Consider the following 25,004-nt stretch of genomic DNA (forward strand, 5'->3'; position numbering starts at 1 on the left):
AGTGGGCCGATGGCGAAGCCGGTCGCCCGGGAGACGAAGGCCCACCGCGTTCCGGCTCCGCGCCTCCCCGGTCTCGACGACGACCAGATCACCCGGCTGCTGGCGCTGCTCCCGGACGTGGACGCCGTCGAGCTCAAGGTGACTGTCCCCGACTCGGACCGGCGCCCGGTGCTCGCGGCCCTCGGGGTCGACCCGCTCGATGCGGAGATCCGGCAGGTCGCGTTCATCGACACGCCGGACCTGGCGGTGCTCGCGGCCGGGGTGGTGATCCGCGCCCGACGTACCCAGCACCGCGCGGCCGACGTCGTCGTCAAGCTCCGCCCGGTCGCCCCGGAGTCGGTGACCGAGGAGCTCCGCGCCGACGACGGGTTCGGCCTCGAGCTCGACGTCTCGCCGCGCGGCCTCTCCTGCGGCGCGACCCTGCAGGCCGAGGTCCCGGACCGCCGGTTGCGGGAGCTGCTCTCCGGCCGGTTGCCGGTGACCGAGATCCTCAGCGCCGGGCAGCGGGCGCTGCTCGCCGACCGGATCCCGGAGCTGCTGGCCCGCGACGACCTCGCGGTGCACGGTCCGATCCACGTCCTGAAGCGGAAGTTCCTGCCCACCGGACTCGACCTCCGCCTCGTGGCGGAGCTCTGGTTCCTCCCGGACGGGTCCCGTATCTTCGAGCTCTCCACGAAGTGCAAGCCGTCGGCGGCGTTCCAGGTCGCGGCGGAGACCAAGCACTTCCTCGCGACGAACGGAGTCGACCTGAACGCCGAGCAGGACACCAAGACCCGGACCGCGCTGGTCGCCCTCACGGCCGGGAGCGAGAGCCCGTGAGCAATTCCGCCGACAGCCTGCGCCAGGTCGTCCGGGTGACCGCGTGGGGGGAGGGGGCGATCACCGGCACGGTGCTGGTCGCCGCCGTCATCGCGTACGCCGGCGCCGGGAAGTTCACCAGCACCTGGCAGCTCTGCCTCGCGATCGTCGGCACCCTGCTCGTCTACTGGATCGCCCACCTGCACGCCGCGACGCTCGGCGACGCGCTGACCAAGCGGCACCACCCGATGCAGGCGTTCCGGCACGCGCTGGTCGCGACCACCGCGATCCCGTTCAGCGCGATCCCACCGGTCGTGCTGCTGGTCGTCCTGGACTGGCTCGGGGTCACCTTCGACCACGCCGTCTGGGCCGCGCTGGTCTTCTCGATCGGGATGCTGACGCTCTACAGCTACCTCGCCGGGGTGCGCGGCGGGCTGGACACCCGGGGCCGGATCGCGAGCGCCCTGATCGGCGCCGGGATCGGCCTGCTCGCCGCGGGGCTCAAGGTCGCCCTGCACTGAGGCTCGCGGGGACGCGAGACGGGCCGGCACGCAGCGCTGCGATCCGGCCCGCCTCTCCCCGTCACGGGCAGCGGTGTTGAAGTCCGACCCCCGCACCGACCCCCATCGGTGCCCGGCACTGCCGCCCTGCACCTGTCCAGAGACGGTCCGGCGCGTGCTGATACGTCCGGTCCGAAGAATTTTCTGCTCGGCTACCAGCCGGCGCCGAAGCTGAGCAACGGCACCACGTCCTCGGTCTCCGCGCACACCTGGGCGAGCGCGTCCGCCGGCGGCGTCCCGGCGGCGACGAGGAGGTGCCAGGCGGCGAAGACCTCGCAGGCGACGTCGTCGGCGAGCAGCGCGGGGGACGAGATCACGGTCCGGGCGCCGGCGTGCAGCCAGGCCGCGCTCATCCCGACGGACTCCTCGCCGTGCAGCACGGAGACCCGGCCCAGGTCGCAGGCGGAGAGCAGCACCACGTCCGGGGTGCGCGGGAGCAGGTCGACGTCGTGGCCGAACCAGGGTCCGTCGGCGAGCTCGACCGCCGCGAACAGCGGGTGGTCGCCCGGGTGCAGGCCGTGCCCGGCGACGTGGAACAGGTCGACCCGGGAGGCGAGCCAGCCCGCCCTGGCGGCGTCGGCGTCGGCTCCGGTCAGGACCTGGGCGGTGGGCCAGGCGGTCGCTGCGCGGCGTACTTCCTCCTCGGCGCGCTGCAGCCGGGGTCCGGCGACGAACCCGGCGATCGCCGGCGGCCGCACCGGGGTGGCGGTCTGCTCGATCCACCGGGTCGCCGAGGCCGGGATGGTCAGCGGCCGGCCGATCAGGCCGGGCAGGCAGTTCCACGGCGTCCCGGCGAGGGCGGCGGACGGGGTCAGCACGAGCCGCCGGTAGCCGACCGTGCCGAGCAGCGGCCGGACCAGGTGCTCGGCGAGGGCGCTCAGGTCGGTGCGCAGCGAGCCGCGGACGGCGGCGGCGATGTCGCCGGTGCGGTTCTGCGCGGCGAAGTCGAGGTCGGCCGAGACCCGGTCGAGCAGCGCGCGGATGGGGGCGAGCGGCCCGATCGGGACGACGGCCGCATCGCGCGCGGTCACGGCGAGCGCGGTCACCTCCTCGTCGAGGACGACGTGCGCGACCAGCGCGGCGTCGTCGGTCGCCAGCCGCTGCTGCAGGGTGGCCAGGCCGATCGGCTCGCCGACGGTGCCCTCGGCGGCGAACCAGGTGTGCGACCGGATCCGCTCCTTGAGCTCGCGGACGCGGGCCCGGTCCTGCGGGTCCGCGACCCGGAGCTCGGTCAGGTCGGCCGCCAGGGCGGGGTCCGGCGGAGGACGCAGCGAAGTGACCCGCGACGCCAGCGCCCGGGCCCGCTCGGACCACTCGAAGACGACCTCGGGCGACCCGTCAGCCATCGCTGCGCGCAGGCCGAGCCGGGCCAGGTGCTGGCCGTGCCCGACGGTGGAGGACTGCAGGTCGAGGCTGCCGAACGTCGCCTGCCAGGTGTGCAGCTCGGCCAGCCCGCGACGGGCGTGGGACCGCATCCGGGCGGACTGTCCCTGCGCCTCGGCGAGCTCGGCCCGGACCTCCCGGGTGAGCAGCTGGGTGGTGATCGGCGAGTCCTGGGTGGTCCGGACCCGGTTGACCCGGGCCGCGGCGTCGGCGAAGTCGCCACGTCGTACGACGAGCCGGGCGGCGTGCAGGGCGAGCCGGTCGGCGTCCAGGGTGTGCCCGGCCTTGCGGAGCCCGGCGACCACGTCGTCGCAGACCGGGATGAGCGCCTTCGCGGACGCCCCGCTCTCGATCTCGGCGACCAGGGCGATGGAGTCGGCACGCAGCGCCCACGGGTCGCTGCCGTGCGCCCGGAACCGGCGGGCAGCGGCGCGCGCGACCGTCCGGGCCCGGGCGGGCTCCTCCGCGAGCAGCGTGCGGGCCAGGATGTACTCGCACTCCGCCTGCAGCCGCCGCAGCCGCTGGCTTCCGTACGCCGCCGACGCGGCCTCCAGTGCCTCGATCGCCTCCCGGGTCCGCCCGGACGCGACCAGCACCTCGGCCCGGTCCTGCTGGGCGATCGCCCGGTTCACCGGGGACAGCTCGACCAGGGTCTCGGCCGCCTCGTCCATGCCCCGCATCGCCGCGACGAAGTCGTTGCGCAGCAGGTGGGTGTAGCCGAGGTTGAAGACCGCCTTGGCCCGTTCGACGGGCTCGCCGGCCCGTTCGAAGCTCTCCGCGGCGCCGGAGAAGTCGGCGGCCGCCGACGCCGGGTCGCCGCGCTGGAGGTGGACCAGGCCGCGGTTGATCAGGACTCTGCCGAGGTGCAGCGGGTGGTCGGCGAGGACATCGATCCCGAGGGCGAAGTGCTCGAAGGCCGCCGTGCTGTCGGCGTGCATCATGTAGAGCATCCCGAGCTGGGAGTGCGCCAGCCCCGCCGTCAGGGGCACCACGCCGTCACGGGTCAGGACGCGCTCGCAGAGAGCGATGGCCTTGTCCGGGTCGCCGGTCTCGGCGACGCCCCGTGACGCCGTCACGTCGAGCCGGTCGAGCAGGTCCGGGTCGTCGGTCAGGGCGCGGGCCTGCTCGGTGAGCTCGACCGAGCGGGCGAACTCGTTGTTGTTCGCGGCCTCGATCGCGCGCAGGTGCAGGGACTCAGCGTCGTCCACGCGACCTCACGGCTTCAGGTCGGTGCCGGCCTGGATCGCCGCCCAGGCGCGGTCGACGGCGGACTTGCTGTCGTCGGAGCCGGGGTCGACCGGACCGATCTCGGCGGCCAGCCAGCCGGCGAAGAGCGGTGCCGAGAACGAGGTCCCGCTCCAGAGCGCGAACCCGCTGCTGAAGTCGTCCGGGTCGACGGACTGCCGGACCCGGCCGTCGAGCGTGGTCTGCGCCATCGACTGGTAGCCGCCCTGGAACGGCGGGGAGGTGCTCATCACCGCGGCGCCCGGGGTGTGCGCCCGGACCCAGTCGCCGGCGTTGCTGAACATCGCGTCGCTGCCGTTCGGGTTGAGGGCCCCGACCGAGACGATCGGCACGACGTCGGTCTCGGGCTTGGTGGTCCCCCCGCCGTTCTTCCACGGCGCCAGCGCCGCCGGGTACGCCGGCCGCACGGTGGAGTCGTTGCCGGCCGAGCAGATCACCGCGACGCCGTGACGACCGAGCCGGCGAAGCGGCTTGTAGACCTTCGGGTCGAAGGCCAGGTCCTCCGGGGTCTCGTGGTAGTAGCTGAAGGACAGGCTGAGCACGTCGATCGGGTACCCGCCGTCGCTTCCTTCCCGGTGCCGGCTGGCCAGGACGGCGATCGCCTTGAGCGCGTCCAGCATCTCGCTCTCGAGGATCGGGCCGGCCGACGGGGTGAGCCGCCAGGACAGGATGTCCGCGTCCGGGCAGGCCTGGTGGACGAGGCCGGCGATGAAGGTGCCGTGGCCGGAGTAGGTGTCGATGCCGCCGTCGAGCGGCCCGGCCTGGTCCGGGTGCTCCTCGGGGTCGGTGAGCGGGTCGGTGACGCCGATCCGCTGGCCGTCCAGGGTGACGTCCTCGCGGACGACCCCGTCCAGCCACGGGTGGTAGGCGCAGCCGGTGTCGAGGATCGCCACGACCGGTCGGCGGCCGTCGAGCCGCTCGGAGCGGACCGGCGCCGGACCGACGTACGCGATCGGCTGGCGACCGCCGGCTCCCGGCACCCCGTACGACGACACGGCGGGCCCCGGGTTGCCGGAGCTGAACGGGTTTCCCGAGGAGAACGGGTTGCCGGAGCTGAACGGGTTGCCCGAGGAGAACGGGTTGCCCGAGCTGAACGGGTTGCCCGAGGAGAACGGGTTGCCCGAGGAGAACGGGTTGCCCGAGCTGAACGGGTTGCCCGAGGAGAACGGGTTCCCGGTGACGTCCGAGATCACCAGCAGGTGGTCCAGGCTGAAGACCCGCGACGCCTCCACGCCGATGCTCTGCCGGACGTGCTGCAGCAGCGCGAACGCGTCCGGCGCCTCGGTGGCGTCGTCGGCCGCCGCGGTGATCGGGATGCGCACGACCCCGAGCTCGCGCTCGTCGTCGTCCACGTCGCGGACCTGCGCCTCGGTGACGTCGGCCTTCCAGCCGAGCGCGCCGGCGATGCCGTCGAGCCGCTCCAGGACGGCCGGCTCGGCGAGCGCCGCCTCGCGGGAGATCAGCAGCCGGTTGCCGGAGTACCAGGTCGGCTGCGGGGTGACCCCGTCGACCGGCAGGGCCGAGGTCGGGTCGAGGAAGCGCGGGGCGATCTCCTTCATCCGGGCTGCCCAGAGCTGCTCCAGGCGCGCGCGGATGGCGCTGAGCTGGTCGTGGGTGAGCCGGCGGACGGGCTTCAGGCTGTCGTCGGGCATGGGAGTACCTCAGATCCAGAAGGGAGGGGTGACCAGCGGGCGGGTGCTGCCGCTGGGGCCCGAGAAGAACGTGAGGCGGCAGGCGCCGGTGGGGGTCACCGGGAACTCGAACCTGCCGGATTCGCTGACCTGTGCCTCGTCGCTGCTGCCGCGCTTGCCCATCGAGGTGAGGTGCACGGTCATCGGCTGGGCGGGCACGACCCAGCCGTCCAGGCGGGCGTGCCGCTGGCTGCGCGAGATCCGGACCTGGACCCGGAAGCCGGGGCCGAGGTACTCCAGCGACCAGGTGCCGACCTCGTCGGGGGCACGCAGCATCGTCACCGAGCGGACGCCGGCGAGCTCCTTGTCGAACTCGACCAGGGTGAGCAGCTCGGCGTCGAGGCTCTCCACCTCGATCCGGGCGAGCACGCCCTCGGCGAGGTCCTCGGGCGGCGGGTCGATCGCGTCGTACAACATGCCGATCGCCTCCAGCAGGGCCTCGTCGGAGAGCGGGTCGCGCGGGGCGTCGTCGTCGGGAGTCACCGGGCACCTCCCGCCAGGACGAGCTCGTCGCGGAGCTTGTCGAGGCACCGGGCCCGGGTCGGGCCGATGCTGCCGACCGGCATACCGAGGGTGCGGGAGATCTCCTGGTAGTCCGGCCGGGCGCCGGCGGCGACGATCCGGAGCAGCCGGCGGCAGCGGTCGTTGAGGCGTTCGAGGCAGGCGAGCAGGAGCGCGTGGTCGTCGGCGAGGACGACGGCGTGCTCGGGACTGTCGGCGTGCGGGAGGGCAGGGGCGAGGGTCTCGTCCTCGGTGGCGGTCTCGCGCTTGTCCTTCTTGCTGACCCGCCAGGCCTCCCGGCGCGCGGTCGTGCACAACCAGCCGGCGACGGCCTGCGGGGTGCTGATCGAGTCGGCCCCCTTGACCAGCGCCAGCCAGGTCGACTGCACGACGTCCTCGGCCTGCGCCCGGTCGAGGCCGGTGGCGCGGACCACCTGCCAGAGCACCGGGCTCAGCGCCCGGACCAGCTCCTCGAGCGCCGCCTCGTCACCGTCGCGCCAGGCGACGAAAGCGGCCGCGGACGCGGACCAGCGGGCACCCGACTCGACGTCGGCGCCTTGCTGGGTCCCCGGCAGCTCGGAAACGGTGGTCACACCCCCCTGGAGACGTGCTGACGCCCCCTGATACGTCCTGATCCGGAAATCTAGTGGTGCAGGAGGCTCGCGGCCAGCATTTGCCGCTGCCCGCACTCACGCCCGCCGTGTGCGCTAGACCGTGCCGGCCGGCCGGATGGATCCCGGCGACGCGGGTACCGGCTGCTGTGACGTCAGGAGGAGAGATGAGCCAGACCCCCGACCCCGAGACCTACGGCGCCCAGAGCGTCGACGACGAGGACCAGCTCCAGCCCGAGGACACCCTGGACGACAGGTCGCTCGAGGACGTCCTCGACGAGGGCTTCTCCCCGCCCGAGCGCGAGCCGTCGCACCTGCGCCACGGGACCACCCGCGAGGAGATGCGAGCGGGTCCGAGCCTCGACGAGCGGCTCGCCGCGGAGGAGCCCGAACCGGACCCGTACGCCGAGAGCGACCGCGACCCCGGTCCGCCCGACCCGCGCGCGGGCCGGCTGGTGGCGCCGGACGAGGGGGTGGCCGAGGACACCGAGAAGGACGCCGTGGCCACCGACGTCGGCATCGACGGAGCCGGCGCGAGCGCCGAGGAGGCCGCCGTGCACGTGATCGACGAGGAGGAGCCCGGTCCGGAGACCGAGCCCCTCTAGACCCAGAACGGCGGCGTGGTCGAGGTGGCGCCGGAGGGCAGCACGAACGTCAGCCGGCAGGCCCCGGCCGGGACGCCGGAGAGCTCGAACCGGCCCGACGGGCAGACCACGGTCCCGGGCGTCGCCGCGCGGTGCAGGCGGCGGGATCCGTGGGTCAGCGGGAGCAGCCGCACGGTGACCACCTCGCCGGGCTCGGGCGCCGGCGACATCCAGCCGGACAGCTCGACGGCGCGTCCGTGGCTCGCGATCCGCAGCTGAACCCGGAAGCCGGGGCCGAGGTACTCCAGCGACCACGCACCGACCTCCGGCCGGCGCCCGCGGGCGTCGGTCTCGAAGGTGTCGAGGGCGTTCACGCCCTGGCTGGCGGTCACCCCTCGATCATGAACCCGTTCGGGCCCGGTGTCGCCGTGACCTTGGCGACACCCAGGAGAGCTCAGTACAGCTCGGGAGCCTCGCTGGCCTTCGCCGTGAAGACCGGCTCGCGCTTCTCCAGGAACGCGGCCACGCCCTCCTTGCCGTCGCCGATCGAGGAGTGCCACATCGCCAGGCTGTCCGCGCGGTGGGCGACGATCGGGTGCTCGGCGGCCGAGTTGGCGTAGAGCATCTTCTTCGCCAGCGCGAGGGCCATCGGGGAGCGGCCCACGACGAACGAGCGGGCGAGCGCGTACGCCGCCTCGAGCAGGTCCTCGGGCTCGTGCACCGAGCGGAGCAGCCGGCCGGCGAGCGCCTGCTCGGCGGTCAGGATCTCCGCGGAGTAGACCCATTCCAGCGCCTGCTGGATGCCGACGATCCGCGGCAGGAACCAGGTCGACGCCGCCTCGGGGACGATGCCGAGCCTGCCGAAGACGAAGCCGATCCGGGCCCTGGTCGAGGCCAGCCGCAGGTCCATCGCGAGCGTCATCGTGGCGCCGATGCCGACCGCCGGGCCGTTGATCGCGGCGATCACCGGCTTCGGGCAGTCGTGGATCGCGAGGGTGACCTTGCCGCCGGTGTCGCGCACGCCGGACTGGAACGGCTCCTCGGTGAGCCGGTCGCGCAGGTCGGCCGGCGTCGGGGCGGCGCTCTCGTCGAGCCCGAAGACGTTGCCCTCGGCGGAGAGGTCCATGCCGGCGCAGAAGGCGCGGCCGGAACCGGTGACGACGATCGCCCGGATCGTGTCGTCGGCCGCGGCGGCGCGGAAGAACTGCTCCAGCTCGCGCGCCATCGTGACCGTGAACGAGTTGAGCGCGTCCGGTCGGTCCAGCAGCAGGGTGGCGATGCCGTCGTCGTCGACGGTGACGGTGAGGGTCTCGAACTCGGTCACGGGGCTACTCACGGGGCAAGTCCTGTCGGTCGRCAGAGTCGCTTCGGGATGTCTGCGGTGCTGTCGGTCTTGATGTGCGCCAAGAGTGCCAGGGCGCGCTGCCGGTCCCAGTGCACGGCCAGATCGCGGATCGGCATCGAGCAGGTCAGCCCGTCCTTGCCGTTGACCTTCGTCATCGCCCACGCGAACCGGGCCATGTCGAGCATGCCGGTGTCCTCGCTGACCCGCAGCGAGGAGACGGCGCCGTTGATCACCTTGGTGTAGCGGAACGGGTTGAGCACGGTGGCCGGCGACTTCACCTCGTCGCCGATGGCGCTGACGACCTCGCGCTGGTGCTGAGCGCGGGTGATGTCGCCGAGGGCGGGGTCGGTGTGCCGGGAGCGGGCGTAGCCGAGCGCGACCAGGCCGTTGACCTCCTGGCAGCCCTTCCTGATGTTCAGGTTGGCGCGCCGGTCGACCATCCGCCGGGTCGGGCAGATGGTGACGCCGCCGACCGCGTCGACGGCGTTGACGAAGCCGCCGAACCCGATCTCGACGAAGTGGTCGACCCGGACGCCGGTGCTCTGCTCGATGGTGCGGACCAGGAGCTTCGGGCCGCCGTACGCGAAGGCGGCGTTGATCTTGGTGGTGCCGTGGCCCGGGATCGGGACGATCGAGTCGCGCGGGATCGACAGCAGGACCGGCGGGCCGTCCCCGGTGTGCAGCAGCATGATCGTGTCGGTGCGCTGGCTGGTGTCGCTGACCCCGCCGGCGCCCATCGCGCGCTTCTGCGCGGCGGTCAGGCCCTTGCGCGAGTCGGAGCCGACGAGCAGGTAGGTGGTGCCGGGCTGCTCGGCGGGTCGCGCACCCGCCGGGGTGGCGTCGACCTTCTCGACCTTGCCCCAGGCGATCAGCGGGACCGCGACCAGGAAGGCGAGCCAGCAGACGAGGAGGAGCAGCAGGATCCTGCCCGTCCCGAACCGGCGGCGCTTCTTCCCGTCCCTGCCGGTGGATGGCGCCTTCGGCGGGGTCGTCGGCCGGGTCGTCGGCGGGGTCGTCGGCGGGGCAGGGGTCTTGCCCAGCACGCGGGTCTCTTCGGGGGCGTCGGACGAGGAGGAGGGCTGCCCGGGGTTCTTGTCGGCGGGCTGCCGGCCTCCGTAGAGCCAGTCGAATTCCGGCTCGTCGGGGTCGTTCGGCATGCGCCAGACGGTACAGGGGCACCCCGTGCGGAACCTGAGCGCGCCCGGGGCCCGCGTGATGCGTCTCTCGTGCTTCGGCGCGGCGGACGTCTGTGACGCGTGTGACTGGTGATACTGAGCGCCATGCAGTCCGCCCTTCCCCCGGACCCGCGTGTCCAGCTCGGCCGCATCCGCTTCCGGCGTGCCGTGGCCCTGATGATGATGACCCTGGTGCTGCCCGGGTCCGCCCAGCTCGTCGCCGGGAGCAAGCGGACCGGCCGGATCGCGATGCGGATCTGGTTCGGCGTCGTCGCGTCCGCGCTGCTGCTGGTCCTGCTCAGCCTGGTGTCGCACACCTTCGCCTTCTGGTTCGTGACGAACGGCCCGCTCGGGCTGCTGCGGCTCGTGTTGATGGCGCTCGCCGTCGGCTGGGCGTACCTCTTCGTCGACGCCTGGCGCCTGGGGGAGCCGCTCTCGCTGCACCAGAAGCAGCGGCTGGCCATGGTCGGCATCAACGGCGTGCTCTGCTTCTCGGTCGCCGGCGCCCTGCTCTTCGCGGCGCACGTGGTGAACGTGAACAAGGACTTCATGGCGACGATGTTCGCCAGCACCACGGTCAGCGATGCCGAGGACGGCCGCTACAACGTGCTGCTGCTCGGCGGCGACTCCGGCGCGGACCGCTGGGGCCTGCGCCCGGACAGCATCACCGTCGCCAGCATCGACGCGGACACCGGGAAGACGGTCCTCTTCGGGCTTCCCCGCAACATGCTGAACTTCCCGTTCAAGAAGGGCTCGGTGATGGCCGAGCAGTTCCCCGACGGGTACAACTGCGGCGTCCAGTGCGAGCTCAACTCGCTCGCCACCTGGGCCAACGACCACAAGGCGCTCTTCAAGGGCTACGACAACCCCGGCGTCGAGGCCACCACCGAGGCGGTCGAGGGCATCACCGGCCTGAAGATCAACTACTGGGCGATGGTGAACCTCAAGGGCTTCCAGAAGATGGTCGACGCCGTCGGCGGCGTCACCCTCAAGGTCCGCGACCGGATCCCGATCGGTGGGGTCGGCGGCCCGGTCACCGGCTACATCAAGCCCGGCACCCGCAAGCTCGACGGTTTCCACACGCTGTGGTTCGCCCGGTCGCGCGAGTCGGCCGACGACTACTCCCGGATGGCGCGGCAGAAGTGCGTGATGAACGCGATGCTGCACCAGCTGAGCCCGAAGACCGTGGTGATGAAGTTCGGCGCGATCGCCGACGCGAGCACCGAGCTGATCTCGACGAACATCCCGGCCTCCGAGGTCGACCGGTTCGTCCCGCTCGCGCTGAAGGCCCGCAGCCAGCCGATCCGCACCGTCTCCTTCGTCCCCCCGATGGTCAACACCGGGCACCCCGACATCGCCAAGATCCGCAGGGCCGTCCAGAACGCGATCCACCCGAAGAAGGCTGCGAAGAGCACCAAGGCAGCCAAGTCCGGTGGCACCGTCTCGGCCGCGCCTCGCAACCAGGGAACCACCGGCGGGGCCATCGGCAGCCTGCGCAGCGGGTACGCCGCCAACCAGGCGAGCGACCTCGGCGCGGCCTGCTGACCGGGCCCGAACTAGGGTTCTCCCGTGCCTGCTGCCCCGGACTCCGCCTCCGGGTCCGCGCCTGCGCGCGTCGTCGCGGTGGTCGTGACCTGGAACCGGATCGAGCTGCTCCAGGAGTCGGTCGCCGCGCTGCGCGCCCAGACCCATCTCCCGGTGGCGGTCGTCGTGGTCGACAACGCCTCCACCGACGGCACCGCTGAGCTGCTCAACTCGGACTTCGCCGCGGCGCTCGACGTCGTCCGCCTGTCCGAGAACACCGGCGGGGCAGGCGGGTTCACGGTCGGCGTGGAGCGTGCGCTCGCGCACCACCCCGACCTGGTCTGGCTGCTCGACGACGACACGGTGCCGACCCCGACCGCGGCCGCCGAGCTGGTGCGGGCCTGGACCGGGCACCCGGGTGACGAGCACGGCCGGCGACCCGCGGTGCTCGCCTCCAAGGTCGTCTGGACCGACGGCCGGGACCACCCGATGAACACCCCGCGGCCGAAGCCGGGCGCGCGCGCCGCGGAGCGGGCGGCCGCGGAGACGGTCGGCGCGCTGCCGGTCCGGTCGGCGTCCTTCGTCTCGATCATGTGCGACGCGGACCGGATCCGGGAGCGCGGGCTCCCGGTGGCCGACTACTTCCTCTGGAACGACGACTTCGAGTACTCCACCCGGCTGATCCGCGACGGCGTCGGCCTGTACTGCCCGGCGAGCGTGGTGGTCCACAAGACCAAGGTCTTCGGGAGCACCGACGTCGACCCGGGGGAGCGGTTCTTCTTCGAGGTCCGCAACAAGCTCTGGGTCTTCACCCGGTCCCAGGGACTCGCTCCCGCGGAGAAGGTCCTGTACGGCGGCTCGACCGCCCGCCGCTGGGCCCGCACCTTCCGCGCCTCCGCGGACCGGGGGACGCTGCGCCGGGCGCTCGGCCGGGGCCTGGTCGCCGGGTTGCGCCGCCCGCGCACCAACGCCGAGGTGCTGGCACCGGCCCGTCCGGACGCCCCGGCACCGACCGGCCCGGTGCCGTTCAGCCTGCTGATCAGCACCTACGGCGGCGACGACCCCGGCTACCTCCGCGACGCGTTCGTCTCCTCCACGACCGCCCAGACCCGGCCGCCGGCCGAGGTGGTGCTGGTCCAGGACGGCCCGGTCCCGGACGCGCTCGCGGCGGAGATCGCGGACCTGGTCGCGACCAGCCCGGTCCCGGTGGTGCACCTGCCGCTGCCGGCGAACGTCGGCCTCGGCCCGGCCCTGGACGCCGGCCTCGCCGCGGCCGCCCACGAGGTGGTCGCCCGGATGGACGCCGACGACGTCTCCGTGCCGGACCGGTTCGCGCGCCAGCTCCCGCTGATCGAGGCCGGCGCGGACATCGTCGGCGCGGGCCTGCTGGAGTTCGGGACCGACGTGGACGACGTGGTGGGGCGCCGTACGCCGCCCACGGACCCGGACGAGATCCGCCGGGTGATCCGGTTCCGGGACCCGTTCAACCACCCGACCGTGGTCTACCGCCGGGGCGCGGTCCTCGCCGCCGGCGGCTACACCGACATGGCGCTGCTCGAGGACTACCTGCTCTTCACCCGGATGGTCGAGGCCGGCGCGGTGCCGGCCAACATCGGTGACCCGCTGGTCTACTACCGGGTCGGGGACGGTGCCTACGCCAGGCGCGGCGGCACCGGTCTGCTGCGCAGCGAGCTGAAGCTCCAGCGCCGCTTCCGCCGGCTGGGGATCACGAGCCGGACCGAGTACCTGCGCAACGTGGCCGTCCGGGGCGGTTACCGGCTGGTTCCGGAGGGTGTGAGAAAGGTCGCCTACCGCCGCCTGTTGGCGAACAGGAGCGGTTCGGCCCGCCGCTAGACTGACCTGGGCTCGGAGTGCCTTCGGCGGAGCCCTGCCCGCAAGTCGTTTGAGGAGTGTGTGTGGATCACGATCTCGTCGTCGTCGGAGCCGGATTCTTCGGTCTGACCATCGCTGAGCGCTGCGCGAACGAGCTGGGCCTGCGGGTGCTGGTGCTGGATCGCCGTCACCACCTCGGCGGCAACGCGTACAGCGAGCGCGACCCCGAGACCAACGTCGAGGTGCACAAGTACGGCGCGCACCTCTTCCACACCTCCAACGAGAAGGTGTGGGAGTACGCAAACCGGTTCACCACCTTCACCGACTACCGGCACAAGGTCTTCGGCAAGTACCAGGGCCAGGTCTACTCGCTGCCGATGAACCTGGCGCTCATCAACCAGTTCTTCGGTCGTAGCCACACCCCGGACGAGGCCCGAGCGCTGATCGCCGAGCAGGCCAGCGAGTTCGAGACGTCGACGGCGACCAACCTCGAGGAGAAGGCGATCAGCCTGATCGGCCGACCGCTCTACGAGGCGTTCATCAAGGGCTACACCGCCAAGCAGTGGCAGACGGACCCGAAGGAGCTGAGCGCGGACATCATCACCCGCCTCCCGGTCCGGTACACCTTCGGCAACGGCTGGTTCAGCGACACCTTCGAGGGCCTGCCCACCGACGGCTACACCGCCTGGCTGACCCGGATGGCCGACCACCCGAACATCGAGGTCCGGCTGAACACCGACTTCTTCGACGTGTCTGAGGACTACAAGGGCGAGGTCCCGATCGTCTACACCGGACCGGTCGACGAGTACTTCGGCAACTCCGAGGGGCGGCTGTCGTGGCGCACCGTCGACCTGGAGGAGTCGGTGGTCGACGTCGACGACTTCCAGGGCACCGGCGTGATCAACTACAACGACCAGGAAGTCCCGTTCACCCGGATCATCGAGTTCAAGCACTTCCACCCGGAGCGGGAGAAGACGCACCTGCCGGGCAAGTCCGTGATCGTCCACGAGTACTCGCGCTTCGCCGAGGAGGGCGACGAGCCGTACTACCCGGTCAACACCGCCGAGGACCGCGAGAAGCTGCTCAAGTACCGCGACCTGGCCAAGAAGGAGCCGATGGTCCTCTTCGGAGGCCGCCTCGGCACGTACAAGTACCTCGACATGCACATGGCCATCGGGTCGGCGCTGTCGATGTACGAGAACAAGCTCAAGCCGCACTTCTCCGAAGGCGCCGAGCTCAACTCCGGAGGCGTCGATGAGTAAGGCTTCGATCGAGCAGGGCACCGTCCGCAGGGTGCTGCAGCGCTTCGTGCTGCCCGCGGACCGCGACCTGGACGTGGTGCCGCTCTACGTGGACACCGAGGCCGCGATGCTGGACGCCGACAAGGAGGCGATCGGCTCCAACAAGGGTGCGCAGAAGCTGAACAAGGCGTCCGCGCGGCAGGCGATCTCCTCCGGTACGACGCTGCACCCGGACGCGATCCTGGACCGCCGCCGGCTGCGGGTGGAGGCGTCGAGCCGGATCTCGCTCGGCACCTACTTCAACGGCTTCCCGGCCAGCTACTGGCGGCGCTGGACGATCGTCGACCAGGTCCGCCTGGACCTGACCCTGCGCGGTCGCGGCGCCAGCGTGATCGTCTACCGCTCGATGGCCAACGGCCGCTCGCAGCGGGTCGACGGCTGGACCTGCGAGACCGACGGGCCGAGCTCGGCCTCCTTCGACCTGACGCTGACCCCGTTCGTGGACGGCGGCTGGTACTGGTTCGACGTCATCGCCGGCGACGAGGACGCGGTCGTCGAGGAGGCGACCTGGAGCGCCGAGGTGCCGGCCGACCGCGCCGACCTCGGCCGCGTCACCATCGGCATCACGACGATGAACCGCCCGGACTTCTGCTCCGCGCTGGTGGCCCAGATCGGCGAGGACGCGGACGTGAACGCGATCCTGGACCAGGTCCTGGTCATGGAGCAGGGCACCCAGAAGGTCGTGGACGACCCGGGCTTCGCGAAGGCCGAGGCGTCGCTGGGCGACAAGCTGCGGATCGTCGAGCAGGGCAACATCGGCGGCTCCGGCGGGTTCGCGCGCGCGCAGTTCGAGGCGCTGAAGGGCTCCTCGAAGTACGTGCTCTTCCTCGACGACGACATCGTCGCCGAGCCGGAGAGCATCCTGCGCACGGTCACCTTCGGCGACCTGGCCCGGCGCCCGACGATCGTCGGCGGGCACATGTTCTCGATGTTCGCCAAGAGCCAGCTGCACAGCTACGGCGAGATCATCAACCGGCACCGGTTCTGGTGGATGTCCCCGAAGTCCTCGGAGGACCAGTGGGACTTCGGCGCCCGCAACCTGCGCAGCTCGCGCTGGCTGCACCGCCGGGTCGACGTGGACTTCAACCCGTGGTTCATGTGCCTGATCCCGCTCGACGTGGTCCGCAGGATCGGGCTCAGCCTGCCGCTGTTCATCAAGTGGGACGACTCCGAGTACGGCCTGCGCGCCCAGGCGGCCGGCGTACCGACGGTGTCGCTGCCGGGTGCCGCGGTGTGGCACGTGCCGTGGACGGACAAGAACGACGCGCTGGACTGGCAGGCCTACTTCCACCAGCGGAACCGGTTCGTGGCCGCGCTGCTGCACTCGCCGTTCCCGCACGGCGGCCGGCTGATCCGGGAGAGCCTGAACCACCAGATCAAGCACCTGATCGCGATGCAGTACTCGACCGTCGAGCTCCGGCTGCTGGCTCTCGAGGACGCGCTCGCCGGGCCGCACGGCCTGCACGGCCAGCTCGGCAGCCGCCTGGGCGAGGTCCGCGCGTTCCAGAAGGGCTTCGCCGACGCTCAGCTCTCCGGTGACCCGGACGCGTTCCCGCCGGTGCGGCACTCCAAGCCGCGGCGCAACGCCGACACCTCGGAGATCCCGAGCAAGCCGTCCCAGCTGGTCACGGCCGTCCTCGGCGGGATCCGCCAGTTCCGCGGCGCCCGCGGGCTGTCGCGGGAGTTCCCGGAGGCGAACCTGCCGGCCATGGACGCGCGCTGGTACCACCTGGCGAACCTGGACTCGGCCATCGTGAGCATGCCCGACGGCACCGCGGCCGCGTTCTACAAGCGTGAGCCGCAGCAGTTCCGCGACCTGCTCCGTCGTACGGTCGAGACGCACGAGCGGCTCTACCGGGAGTGGCCGGAGCTGTCGCAGCGGTACCGGGACGCGCTGGGCGAGATCACCTCGCCCGAAGTCTGGGAGGCGACGTTCGCCGCGTCCCTGGGAGAGAAGCGATGAGAGCAGCAAACAAGGCTGAGAAGAAGGTCGAGATCGACGAGCGCGGCCGGCGCAAGAACGCCGCCAAGCGCGCCCGCGCGCTGGCCGAGAAGAAGGCCGACTCGATGCCGGTGGTCGCACCGATCGACGGTCCGAAGGCCGAGCGCGTCGTCGACGCCGACCTGGTCAGCCCGTCCCCGCGCGGCGGCATCATCGAGGTGCTCCAGCAGCGCTACCTGCTGCGGCTGATCGTCGGGCGCGAGCTCGCCCAGCTGTACGCCGCCTCGGTGCTGGGCCTGATGTGGTCCTACATCCAGCCGGCGCTGCGGTTCACGATCTACTACTTCGTGTTCGGCGTGGTCATCCACGCGCACGGGAACATCCAGTACTTCGCGATCCACCTGTTCTGCGGCATCGTCTTCGTGCACTACTTCAGCGAGACCTGGGCGGGCGGCACCCGCTCGATCTGGACGAACCGCAACATGGTGCTGAAGATGCGGGTGCCCCGGGAGATCTTCCCGGTGGCCTCGATGGTGGTGGCGTTCTACCACACGGGTCCGCAGATCCTGGTCCTGGTGATCGCCTGCATCCTGGCGGGCTGGGCGCTCACGCCGGGCGCGATCGCCGCCGGCATCCTGGGCACGCTGATCCTGGTCACCTTCGCGATGTCGATGGCGCTGATCTTCGCCGCGCTCAACGTGTACTACCGCGACTTCCAGAACATCGTCGCCACGGTCACGCAGTTCCTGCACTTCATGGTCCCGATGATGTACCCGTTCGCGCTGGTCTACGAGCTCCGGGACAGCCACCCGGTGGCCTACCAGCTCTACATGGCCAACCCGCTGGCCGAGGCGGTGCTGCTGATGCAGCGGTTCTTCTGGGCGCCGACCACGGACAACCAGGCCGAGGTCCTCAAGACCGAGTTCCCGCCGGACCTGTGGGAGCGGGGCCTGATCATGCTGGTGCTCTGCTTCGGCCTGCTGTACCTCGCGCAGAAGTTCTTCGCCCGCCTCGAAGGAAAGTTCCCGGAGCGTCTCTGATGACCGAATCCATCGTCGTGGACCACGTGTCCAAGGACTTCACCATGCAGTACCACCGCACCCTCAAGCAGATGGCGGTGGCGTCGGTGCGCGGCCTCCCGCTGAAGGAGGAGTTCAAGGCGGTCAACGACGTGTCGTTCACCGTCGAGCAGGGGGAGTCGATCGGCCTCATGGGCCTCAACGGCAGCGGCAAGAGCACGCTGCTCAAGCTCATCAACGGGATCATGCGCCCGGACCAGGGCACCATCCGCACGCGAGGCCGGATCGCCGGCCTGATCGCCACCGGCGCCGGTTTCCACCCGCAGCTGTCGGGGCGGGACAACCTGTACCTCAACGGCGCGATCCTGGGGATGAACGAGGCCGAGATCAAGCGGAAGTTCGACTCGATCGTCGACTTCGCCGACATCGGCAAGTTCCTCGACACCCCGGTCTCGCACTACTCCTCGGGCATGTACGCCCGCCTGGGCTTCGCGATCGCGATCCACGTGGACGCCGACATCTTCCTGGCCGACGAGGTGCTCGCGGTGGGGGACCGGCCGTTCAAGCGCAAGTGCCTGGCGAAGATGCAGGAGGTCCGCGCCCAGGGCACGACGATCTTCTACGTCAGCCACGCGACCGCCTCGGTGCGCTCGATGTGCGACCGCGTCCTGGTGCTCGAGTCCGGCCACCTCAACTTCGACGGCGACGTCGAGGACGGCATCCGCTACCTCCAGTACGACGACGACACCGACACCGACGAGGCTCAGGACGACGCCGAGCTCGGCGCCGACGTCTGAGACAGGCGGTTTTTCGTGTCCTGCCACGCCTCGGGGGCGCGCCGGGGCACACTGGAGAAATCCACCGGGAAATGCATTAAATAACACCGTTGTAATTCACGAATTACAGGTTTGTAATTAGCAGGAATATATTGCTAACGCCTGTTACTGATGTGAATCTTGGGACTCGTGTGAACACTTCCCCCTCACATGGAGTCCTGAAATATGCGTTTCAACCGAGCTCGGTACATCACGGTCTGCCAGCAGTTCCTCGTCACGGCTGTCGTCGTCGCGGTGGGCCTGTCGGCCGCCGGCGTGATGACGCTGCAGATCGTCTCGCCCGAGGCAGCCGCCCCCGAGGCGCTCGACCTCGCGCCCGCGATCGAGGTCGGTGACGCGTACGTGGCCGAGTCCCCGGTCACCCCGCAGGTCCGTGAGGTCAAGGTGGCGCCGCTGCGCGCGACCGCCCAGAAGCCGGTGTCGCAGCCGGTCCGGAAGCCGGTCCAGGCGCAAGCCCGGACCGCGAGGAAGGCATCCGGGCCGGCTCGCACCCTGGCGGCGGTCTCGTCGCCGACGAAGGTGCACGGCTACGCCACCGTCGGCGTGACGTGGAAGTCCGGAACCCGGCTCGCCGAGGACCAGATCGCCGTCCAGGTCCGGACCCAGAAGGACGGGGTCTGGTCGGGGTGGACGACCGCGGCGTACCACGACGAGCACGGCCCGGACGCGGGCTCCGCCGAGAGCCGCCGGATCCGCCCCGGGACCGACGCCGTCGTCGTCGGTGACGTCGACGCCGTCCAGATGCGCGCCGAGACCACCGACGGGCAGGCGCCCTCGGACCTCGAGCTCGCGGTCATCGACCCGGGCCAGACGGCCGAGAAGAAGGCGCCGGCCGCGATCGACACCGCCGAGCTGCCCGCCGCGGACCGCGACGCCACCAGCGCCGCCCCGATCGAGCGCACCGCAGGCACGGGGGAGGAGCAGTCGTCGGGCACCGCCGGCGACGCCGCCCTGATGGCGATGAAGATCGCCCCGAAGCCGGTCATCTACTCCCGGGCCCAGTGGGGCGCCAACGAGAACCTGCGCGACAAGAGCTCGCTGCGCTACGGCACCGTGAAGACCGGCTTCATCCACCACACGGTCAACGCGAACGACTACACCGCCGCCCAGGTGCCGGCGCTGCTGCGCGGTATCTACGCGTACCACACGCAGTCCCGCGGCTGGAGCGACATCGGCTACAACTACCTCGTCGACCGGTTCGGCCGGATCTGGGAGGGCCGCTACGGCGGGGTGGACCGGGCCGTCGTCGGCGCCCACACGCTGGGCTACAACGAGTACGCCTTCGCGATGTCGGCGATCGGCAACTTCGACGTCGCCCAGCCGCCGCAGGCCTTGCTCGACGCCTACGCCCGGCTGTTCGCCTGGAAGCTCTCGCTCTACAACATCCGGGCCGACTCGACGAAGCTCTGGGTCAAGGACCGCTACCTGCAGGCGATCAACGGGCACCGCGACGTCGGCCAGACCGCCTGCCCGGGCCGCTACCTCTACGCCAAGATCCCGGCGGTCCGGGCCGCCGCGCAGGCGATCCAGAACACCGGCATCGTGCCCACGACCCCGACCACCCCGACCACTCCTACACCGCCGACCACGCCGACCACCCCGACGGACCCCGCGGCGATGGTGCCGCTGGCCGCGCCGGCCGGCACGCCGGAGCCGACGACCGCGCCGGGCGCGGCGTTCCGGCAGCCGGCGATCACGTTCCCGGCCCGTCGCGACCTCACCGGGCTGCCCTGGGCGGACCTGGTCGTGAAGAGCGCGAGCGGGGCCATCTCGATCGTGCCGACCGGCGGGATCATGGGGTACGACGCCCCGGTCTCCAACGCCGGACCGTGGGCCGGGATGTCCCTGATCACCGCGCTCGGCGACGTCACCGGCGACGGCAAGGGCGATGTCCTCGCCAAGACCGCCGCCACCGGCTACGCACGGGTCTTCCGTGGCGACGGCAACGGCCACGTCAGCAGCAAGGGCATCGGCGGCACCTACGCGTTCAAGACCGCCAACCTGATCGTCTCCGCCGGCGACTTCAACCGCGACGGCCGCCGCGACGTGATCTCCCGCGACCGGCGTACCGGGAAGCTGATGCTGCACCGCGGCAAGGGCAACGGGACCTTCGCCCCCGCCACCGTGCTCCGCGCCACCTGGCGCTACAGCTACACCGCCGCCGCCGACGTGAACAAGGACGGCAGGATCGACCTGCTCGGCCTGCGCCCGGACAACGGACTGGTGCTCTTCCCGGGCAAGGGCGGCAGCACCGCCAAGAAGGCCTTCGGCACCCCGCGGGTGATCGCGAAGCTCCCCGGACGCGTCACCGGCATCGCCGCCGGCGCCGACGCCACCGGCGACGGGCTGTCCGACATCGCGCTGCGCTACTCGACCAACCTGACCGCCCTGTACGCCGGCAGCACCACCGGCGCCCTCGGTGCCGCCTGGGGCCCGTTCACCGACGCCGCCGGCCTCGGCCAGCTCAGCGGGGCCCAGATGGCCGGCTCGGCCGCGATGGACCTCGTCGGCAAGACGACCACCGGCCGCCTCGTCGTGCTGCCGAACAACGGCCGGCGCAACATCGGCTCCCGGGTCGCCACCAACCTGACCATCGCCGGCGCCAGCCAGGTGCTCAGCGTCGGTGACTGGGACAGGGACGGCAAGGCCGACGTGATCACCCGGGAGCAGGCCGGCAACCGGCTGGTGCTGCGTCCGGGCCTGGGTGGCGGCAAGTTCGGCCGCGGCCGCTCGCTCGGCAACGGCTGGTCGACGATCACCCGGCTCGCCGCGGTAGGCGACGTCACGGGCGACGGGTTCCCGGACCTGATCGGCCGGATCGGCACCGGTCCGATGCTGGTCTTCCCCGGCGCCGGCCTCCAGGCCTTCAAGGCTCCTGTACTCGCTCCGGCATCACTGCGGACGTTCAACCAGATCGGGGGCCCCGCGTGGGCCTCCCAGGGTGCGACGCTCGCTTCCGCCGACGGCACGTTCGTGCCGCTGGCGGCCGGTGATCCGGAGTCCGCCCTGCGGGCGGCGAACGGGTCCACGGCCGCGACCTACGACACCTACGTCGGCGCCGGTGACGTCGACGGGGACGGCGTCGCGGACGTGCTGGCCCGGCAGAAGGGAACCGGCACCATCTGGCTGCTCCCGGGGAAGACATCCGGAGGCTTCGGCCCCCGGGTGTGGGTGGCAGACGGATACGCCGGCTACCAGCTGATCGGCTAGATCGGCTGGTTCGCCCGCACGGCAGCGGTGGCCCGCTCACTCTGGGAGTGAGCGGGCCATCCGCTGTTCCGCTGCTCGTCCGCCGAGTTCACGACCAGGACCAGCGAGCCGGACCCGGCCAGCAGGCCGAGCAGAAGCGCGCCGCCGTCGGCGAACGGGTCGAGGTCGGTGACCACCCGGCGGTCGTCGGCCGCCGGTGCGCCGAGGTCCGTCGGCCCGACCGGCGAGAAGACGTCGCTCTGCCCGGCCCAGAGGATCCCGTGGTCCAGGACCCCGGCGGGGAGCGGGTCCCGGAACCGGGTCGCGAACGGCAGCAGCGCGCAGGCCAGCACCGTGCCGGTGCCCCGGTCGAGCGCGGCGGCGATGCCGTCGGGGCCGACGACGGCCACCTCGGCCTCCTCGTCGCGGACGAGTCCGCAGGAGAGCGTCGCGCCGAGGAAGACCGCGCCGAGCCAGTGCGGCGGCAGGTCGATCCGGACCCCGTCGCCCGGATCGAGCATGAGCTCGTCGGCGAGCAGGTTCGCGGTCTTCGAGACCCAGTTCGCGTACGTCGTCACCGACAGCTCGGTGCGTTCCCCGGTGGCGTCGTCGTAGAACGTGACGAACGGCTGCGCGGGGTCGGTCCGGAGCCGGCGGGCCAGCAGGTCGGGGAAGGTGGTCACGGGCGAAGCCTAGAACGGCGGCTGGCATCATTCCGCGCATGGATGAAGACCTCTGGGCCGTCGTACCCGCGGGCGGCGCCGGAACGCGGCTGTGGCCGTTGTCCCGGGCGCACGCGCCGAAGTTCCTGCACGACCTCGGCGGCACCGGCCGGACGCTGCTCCAGGCCACCTACGACCGGCTGGAACCGCTGGTCGGCGACCGGCTGCTCGTCGTCACCGGGGCCGTGCACCAGGACGCCGTCCGTGGACAGCTCCCGGAGCTGCCCGCCGAGCACGTCGTCGCCGAGCCGTCGCCGCGCGACTCCATGGCCGCCATCGGCCTGGCCGCCGCGCTGGTCGAGCGCCGGGACCCGGACGCGGTGATCGGCTCCTTCGCCGCCGACCACGTGATCGCCGACCCGGACGCCTTCCGCGCCTGCGTCACCGAGGCCGCCGCCGTCGCCCGGACGGGAGTCCTGGTCACGATCGGGATCGACCCGGACCGGCCCTCGACCGGCTTCGGCTACATCCGGCTGGCCGAACGCCTCGGCGACTTCCCGACCGCGCACGCCGTCGCCTCCTTCGTGGAGAAGCCCGACCTCGACCGCGCCACCGCGTACGTCGCCTCGGGGGAGTACCGCTGGAACGCCGGGATGTTCGTGGCCCGGGCGAGCGTCCTGCTCGACCTGCTCGCCGAGGAGCAGCCGGACCTGGCGGCCGGCGTGCGCGCTATCGCGGCCGAGCCCGACCGCATCGACGAGATCTGGCCGGGTCTGACCAAGATCGCGATCGACCACGCCGTCGCCGAGCCCGCCGCGGCCGCGGGCCGGGTCGCGGTCGTCCCGGGCTCCTTCGGCTGGGAGGACATCGGCGACTTCGAGGCGCTGCGCGACCTGCTCGCCGCGGCCGGGGACGCGAAGGGCCTGCAGGTCCTCGGCGACGCGGCCGACGTGGTCGCCGTGGACGCGAGCGGGCTCGTGGTCCCGATGAGCGGTCGCACCGTCGCCGTCCTCGGCCTCGACGACGTCGTGGTCGTCGACACCGGCGACGCGCTGCTGGTCACCACGACCGAGCGCGCTCAGGACGTGAAGGCCGTAGTCGAGGCCCTCAAGGCGAACGGCCGCGCCGACCTCGCCTGAGGTCACCCCTGAGGCACGTCCTCGGGTGCGTCGGTCCGCGGGAACCGCTTGATGAACGAGGCCACGACCTCACCGCTGGGCTTTCCGCAGTACTGCCAGGCGCCCTTCTGGTTGTCCGGGCCGGTCCAGTGCGTCAGCACGACGTGCCTACCGTCGGGGAAGGCCGCGCCATCGGCGCTGGTCCACGGGACGATGTTGAAGGACGGGTCGTCGGAGAACTTGGCGGCGATAGCCTGGAGGTCCTCGTAGGAACCCGTTCCAGGCTTCACGGTCTCGTCATACCAGTACAGCGTGTGGCCGTGCTCCAGGCTGTGCACCAAGCGCTCGACCTCGGGACGGTCCTCGGGCGAGAAGAAGTTCTTCCTCTCGACACCGGTGAGGAAGTTCGGCCAGTGTGCGCCGAACGCCGGCGGGGCGTCGGGATAGTCCAACTTGGTGCCGATGTCCTTGTGCTCGCCGCTGCCGGCGGCCGATTTGGTGGTCACGTCCGAGCAGGCCGCCGCGGCCTCGGCGACGCCGACCTTGCTCAGCTCGAGGCCTGCGAACCGGTCCTTCTCGCGCTGGCTGTTGAGGTACGGCACCAGCGCCGCGGCGAGCAGACCGAGGACGACGACGATGCAGCCGCCGAGGATGAGCATGCTGCGCCGGCGCTCCTTGCGGGCCTGCTCCTGGCGCATCTGCTCGACGAGCGCGCGCCGCTCGGTGTTCTTGGGGTTCTTCTTGGCCACGGTCTGCTCTCTGACGGTCGGGTCGGTCCAGCGGCCGCCCGGCTCGCCGAGCGCGCGAGCAGCCTAGGAAACACGCAAGGGCCCGTGCCTCGAAAACCGGCCTCGAGGACGCATTTCTTTCAGCCGGAACGTGGAGTGCCCCGGACCGATGGTCCGGGGCACTCCACGATGAGAAAGCTGCCGATCAGGGCGCGCCGGGCTCAGGGGCGTTGTCCGGCTGGTACTTCGTGGTGAAGTCCTTGACGACCTCGCCGCTCGGCTTGGCGCAGTACTGCCAGACGCCCTTCTGGTTGTCCGGGCCGGTCCAGTGCGTCAGCGCGACGTGCTTGCCCTCGGGGAACGAGCCGCCGTCGGCCTTGGTCCACGGCGCCGTCATGAAGTAGTCGTTGCCGGAGAACTTCGAAGCGATGTCCTCGAGGTCCTGGTACTCCTGGCTGCCCTTGGTGATCGTCTCGTCGTACCAGTAGATCGTGTGGCCGTGCTCGAGGGAGTGCACCAGGCGCTCCTTCTCGGGACGGTCGTCGGGCGAGTAGAAGCTCCGGATCTCCGAGCCCTGGAGGTAGTTCGGCCAGTGCGGGCCGAAGGCCGGCGGGGCGTCGTCGTAGGTGAGCGGGACGCCGGTCGTCTTGTGCTGGCCGCTGCCCTGGGCCGACTTGGTCACGATCGCGTCGCAACCGGCGGCCGACTTGGTGGCGCCGATCTGGTCGACGCCCTTGCCGGCGATCACGTTCTTGTCGTGCTGGTCCTTGAGGTATGGCACCAGCGCCGCGGCGAGCAGACCGAGGACGACGACGATGCAGCCGCCGAGGATGAGCATGCTGCGCCGGCGCTCCTTGCGGGCCTGCTCCTGGCGCATCTGCTCGACCAGCGCGCGCCGCTCGGTGTTCTTGGGGTTCTTCTTGGCCACGGTCTGCTCTCTGTCAGTCGGGGTCGTGTCC

The 25,004-nt window shown here is 71.5% G+C and carries 21 protein-coding genes; 11 read left to right on the top strand and 10 right to left on the bottom strand.

Features of this window, described 5'->3' with window-relative positions; all coding sequences use genetic code 11:
- Positions 1-9: 9 nt before the first annotated feature.
- Complete coding sequence (locus AB4Y76_RS04965; protein ID WP_441922736.1) at positions 10-819, top strand: hypothetical protein; 810 nt, start codon at positions 10-12, stop codon at positions 817-819.
- The gene (locus tag AB4Y76_RS04970) at positions 816-1,319 is read left to right on the top strand and encodes a hypothetical protein (RefSeq protein ID WP_441922738.1); all 504 of its coding nucleotides are present in this window, start codon (positions 816-818) and stop codon (positions 1,317-1,319) included. Before AB4Y76_RS04965 ends, AB4Y76_RS04970 begins: the two co-directional genes overlap by 4 nt.
- 191 nt (positions 1,320-1,510) lie before the next feature.
- Here the strand turns inward: AB4Y76_RS04970 and AB4Y76_RS04975 are convergent, their stop codons facing one another.
- The 4 genes from AB4Y76_RS04975 to AB4Y76_RS04990 are packed head-to-tail and all read right to left on the bottom strand — an operon-like array spanning position 1,511 to position 6,771.
- The gene (locus AB4Y76_RS04975) at positions 1,511-3,949 is read right to left on the bottom strand and encodes a CHAT domain-containing protein (RefSeq protein ID WP_441922740.1); all 2,439 of its coding nucleotides are present in this window, start codon (positions 3,947-3,949) and stop codon (positions 1,511-1,513) included.
- Between the two features lie 6 nt (positions 3,950-3,955).
- Entirely contained in the window at positions 3,956-5,638 is a 1,683-nt protein-coding gene (locus AB4Y76_RS04980) for a S8 family serine peptidase (RefSeq protein ID WP_441922742.1), read from the bottom strand.
- Between the two features lie 9 nt (positions 5,639-5,647).
- Positions 5,648-6,160, bottom strand: coding sequence for a hypothetical protein (locus AB4Y76_RS04985; protein WP_441922744.1), 513 nt, complete (start codon positions 6,158-6,160; stop codon positions 5,648-5,650).
- The gene (locus tag AB4Y76_RS04990; protein ID WP_441922746.1) at positions 6,157-6,771 is read right to left on the bottom strand and encodes an RNA polymerase sigma factor; all 615 of its coding nucleotides are present in this window, start codon (positions 6,769-6,771) and stop codon (positions 6,157-6,159) included. The genes AB4Y76_RS04985 and AB4Y76_RS04990 overlap by 4 nt, the downstream gene beginning before the upstream one ends.
- Positions 6,772-6,956: 185 nt before the next feature.
- Here AB4Y76_RS04990 and AB4Y76_RS04995 point away from each other — a divergent pair, with 185 nt between their 5' ends.
- Positions 6,957-7,394, top strand: a complete 438-nt coding sequence (locus AB4Y76_RS04995) for a DUF5709 domain-containing protein (RefSeq protein ID WP_441922748.1) — start codon at positions 6,957-6,959, stop codon at positions 7,392-7,394.
- Here the strand turns inward: AB4Y76_RS04995 and AB4Y76_RS05000 are convergent.
- The 3 genes from AB4Y76_RS05000 to AB4Y76_RS05010 all read right to left on the bottom strand — a co-directional run bounded on the left by AB4Y76_RS05000 (position 7,391) and on the right by AB4Y76_RS05010 (position 9,875).
- Positions 7,391-7,765 carry a hypothetical protein gene (locus AB4Y76_RS05000; protein ID WP_441922750.1) on the bottom strand — a complete coding sequence of 125 codons (375 nt, stop codon included), beginning with the start codon at positions 7,763-7,765 and terminating at the stop codon, positions 7,391-7,393. The genes AB4Y76_RS04995 and AB4Y76_RS05000 overlap by 4 nt on opposite strands.
- Positions 7,766-7,827: 62 nt before the next feature.
- Positions 7,828-8,709: a crotonase/enoyl-CoA hydratase family protein gene (locus AB4Y76_RS05005; RefSeq protein ID WP_441922752.1), complete on the bottom strand. Its 882-nt coding sequence runs from the start codon at positions 8,707-8,709 to the stop codon at positions 7,828-7,830.
- Positions 8,706-9,875, bottom strand: coding sequence for an LCP family protein (locus AB4Y76_RS05010; protein ID WP_441922754.1), 1,170 nt, complete (start codon positions 9,873-9,875; stop codon positions 8,706-8,708). The genes AB4Y76_RS05005 and AB4Y76_RS05010 overlap by 4 nt, the downstream gene beginning before the upstream one ends.
- A gap of 123 nt (positions 9,876-9,998) precedes the next feature.
- Here AB4Y76_RS05010 and AB4Y76_RS05015 point away from each other — a divergent pair, with 123 nt between their 5' ends.
- From AB4Y76_RS05015 to AB4Y76_RS05045, 7 genes are all read left to right on the top strand, one after another.
- Entirely contained in the window at positions 9,999-11,438 is a 1,440-nt protein-coding gene (locus AB4Y76_RS05015; RefSeq protein ID WP_441922755.1) for an LCP family protein, read from the top strand.
- A 24-nt stretch (positions 11,439-11,462) separates the two neighbouring features.
- Positions 11,463-13,271, top strand: a complete 1,809-nt coding sequence (locus AB4Y76_RS05020; protein ID WP_441922757.1) for a glycosyltransferase — start codon at positions 11,463-11,465, stop codon at positions 13,269-13,271.
- Between the two features lie 62 nt (positions 13,272-13,333).
- Positions 13,334-14,512: a UDP-galactopyranose mutase gene (gene glf / locus AB4Y76_RS05025; RefSeq protein ID WP_441922759.1), complete on the top strand. Its 1,179-nt coding sequence runs from the start codon at positions 13,334-13,336 to the stop codon at positions 14,510-14,512.
- Positions 14,505-16,514: a glycosyltransferase gene (locus AB4Y76_RS05030; protein ID WP_441922761.1), complete on the top strand. Its 2,010-nt coding sequence runs from the start codon at positions 14,505-14,507 to the stop codon at positions 16,512-16,514. The genes glf and AB4Y76_RS05030 overlap by 8 nt, the downstream gene beginning before the upstream one ends.
- Positions 16,511-17,533: an ABC transporter permease gene (locus AB4Y76_RS05035; RefSeq protein WP_441922763.1), complete on the top strand. Its 1,023-nt coding sequence runs from the start codon at positions 16,511-16,513 to the stop codon at positions 17,531-17,533. The genes AB4Y76_RS05030 and AB4Y76_RS05035 overlap by 4 nt, the downstream gene beginning before the upstream one ends.
- Positions 17,533-18,309 carry an ABC transporter ATP-binding protein gene (locus AB4Y76_RS05040; protein ID WP_441922765.1) on the top strand — a complete coding sequence of 259 codons (777 nt, stop codon included), beginning with the start codon at positions 17,533-17,535 and terminating at the stop codon, positions 18,307-18,309. Before AB4Y76_RS05035 ends, AB4Y76_RS05040 begins: the two co-directional genes overlap by 1 nt.
- 204 nt (positions 18,310-18,513) lie before the next feature.
- Positions 18,514-21,558 (top strand): FG-GAP-like repeat-containing protein, encoded by a 3,045-nt coding sequence (locus AB4Y76_RS05045; protein ID WP_441922767.1) that lies wholly within the window; start codon positions 18,514-18,516, stop codon positions 21,556-21,558.
- Here the strand turns inward: AB4Y76_RS05045 and AB4Y76_RS05050 are convergent.
- Positions 21,555-22,220 (bottom strand): TIGR03089 family protein, encoded by a 666-nt coding sequence (locus AB4Y76_RS05050; protein ID WP_441922769.1) that lies wholly within the window; start codon positions 22,218-22,220, stop codon positions 21,555-21,557. The genes AB4Y76_RS05045 and AB4Y76_RS05050 overlap by 4 nt on opposite strands.
- 38 nt (positions 22,221-22,258) lie before the next feature.
- On the opposite strand from AB4Y76_RS05050, the gene AB4Y76_RS05055 reads away from it, so the two are divergent.
- Positions 22,259-23,338 (top strand): mannose-1-phosphate guanylyltransferase, encoded by a 1,080-nt coding sequence (locus tag AB4Y76_RS05055; protein WP_441922771.1) that lies wholly within the window; start codon positions 22,259-22,261, stop codon positions 23,336-23,338.
- Positions 23,339-23,340: 2 nt separating this feature from the next.
- Here AB4Y76_RS05055 and AB4Y76_RS05060 read toward each other — a convergent pair whose 3' ends face one another.
- Positions 23,341-24,066, bottom strand: coding sequence for a DUF3105 domain-containing protein (locus AB4Y76_RS05060; RefSeq protein WP_441922773.1), 726 nt, complete (start codon positions 24,064-24,066; stop codon positions 23,341-23,343).
- Between the two features lie 184 nt (positions 24,067-24,250).
- Entirely contained in the window at positions 24,251-24,973 is a 723-nt protein-coding gene (locus AB4Y76_RS05065; RefSeq protein ID WP_441922775.1) for a DUF3105 domain-containing protein, read from the bottom strand.
- Positions 24,974-25,004 lie beyond the last annotated feature (31 nt).

The organism is Marmoricola sp. RAF53, from assembly GCF_052114005.1.
Lineage (GTDB): Bacteria > Actinomycetota > Actinomycetes > Propionibacteriales > Nocardioidaceae > Marmoricola.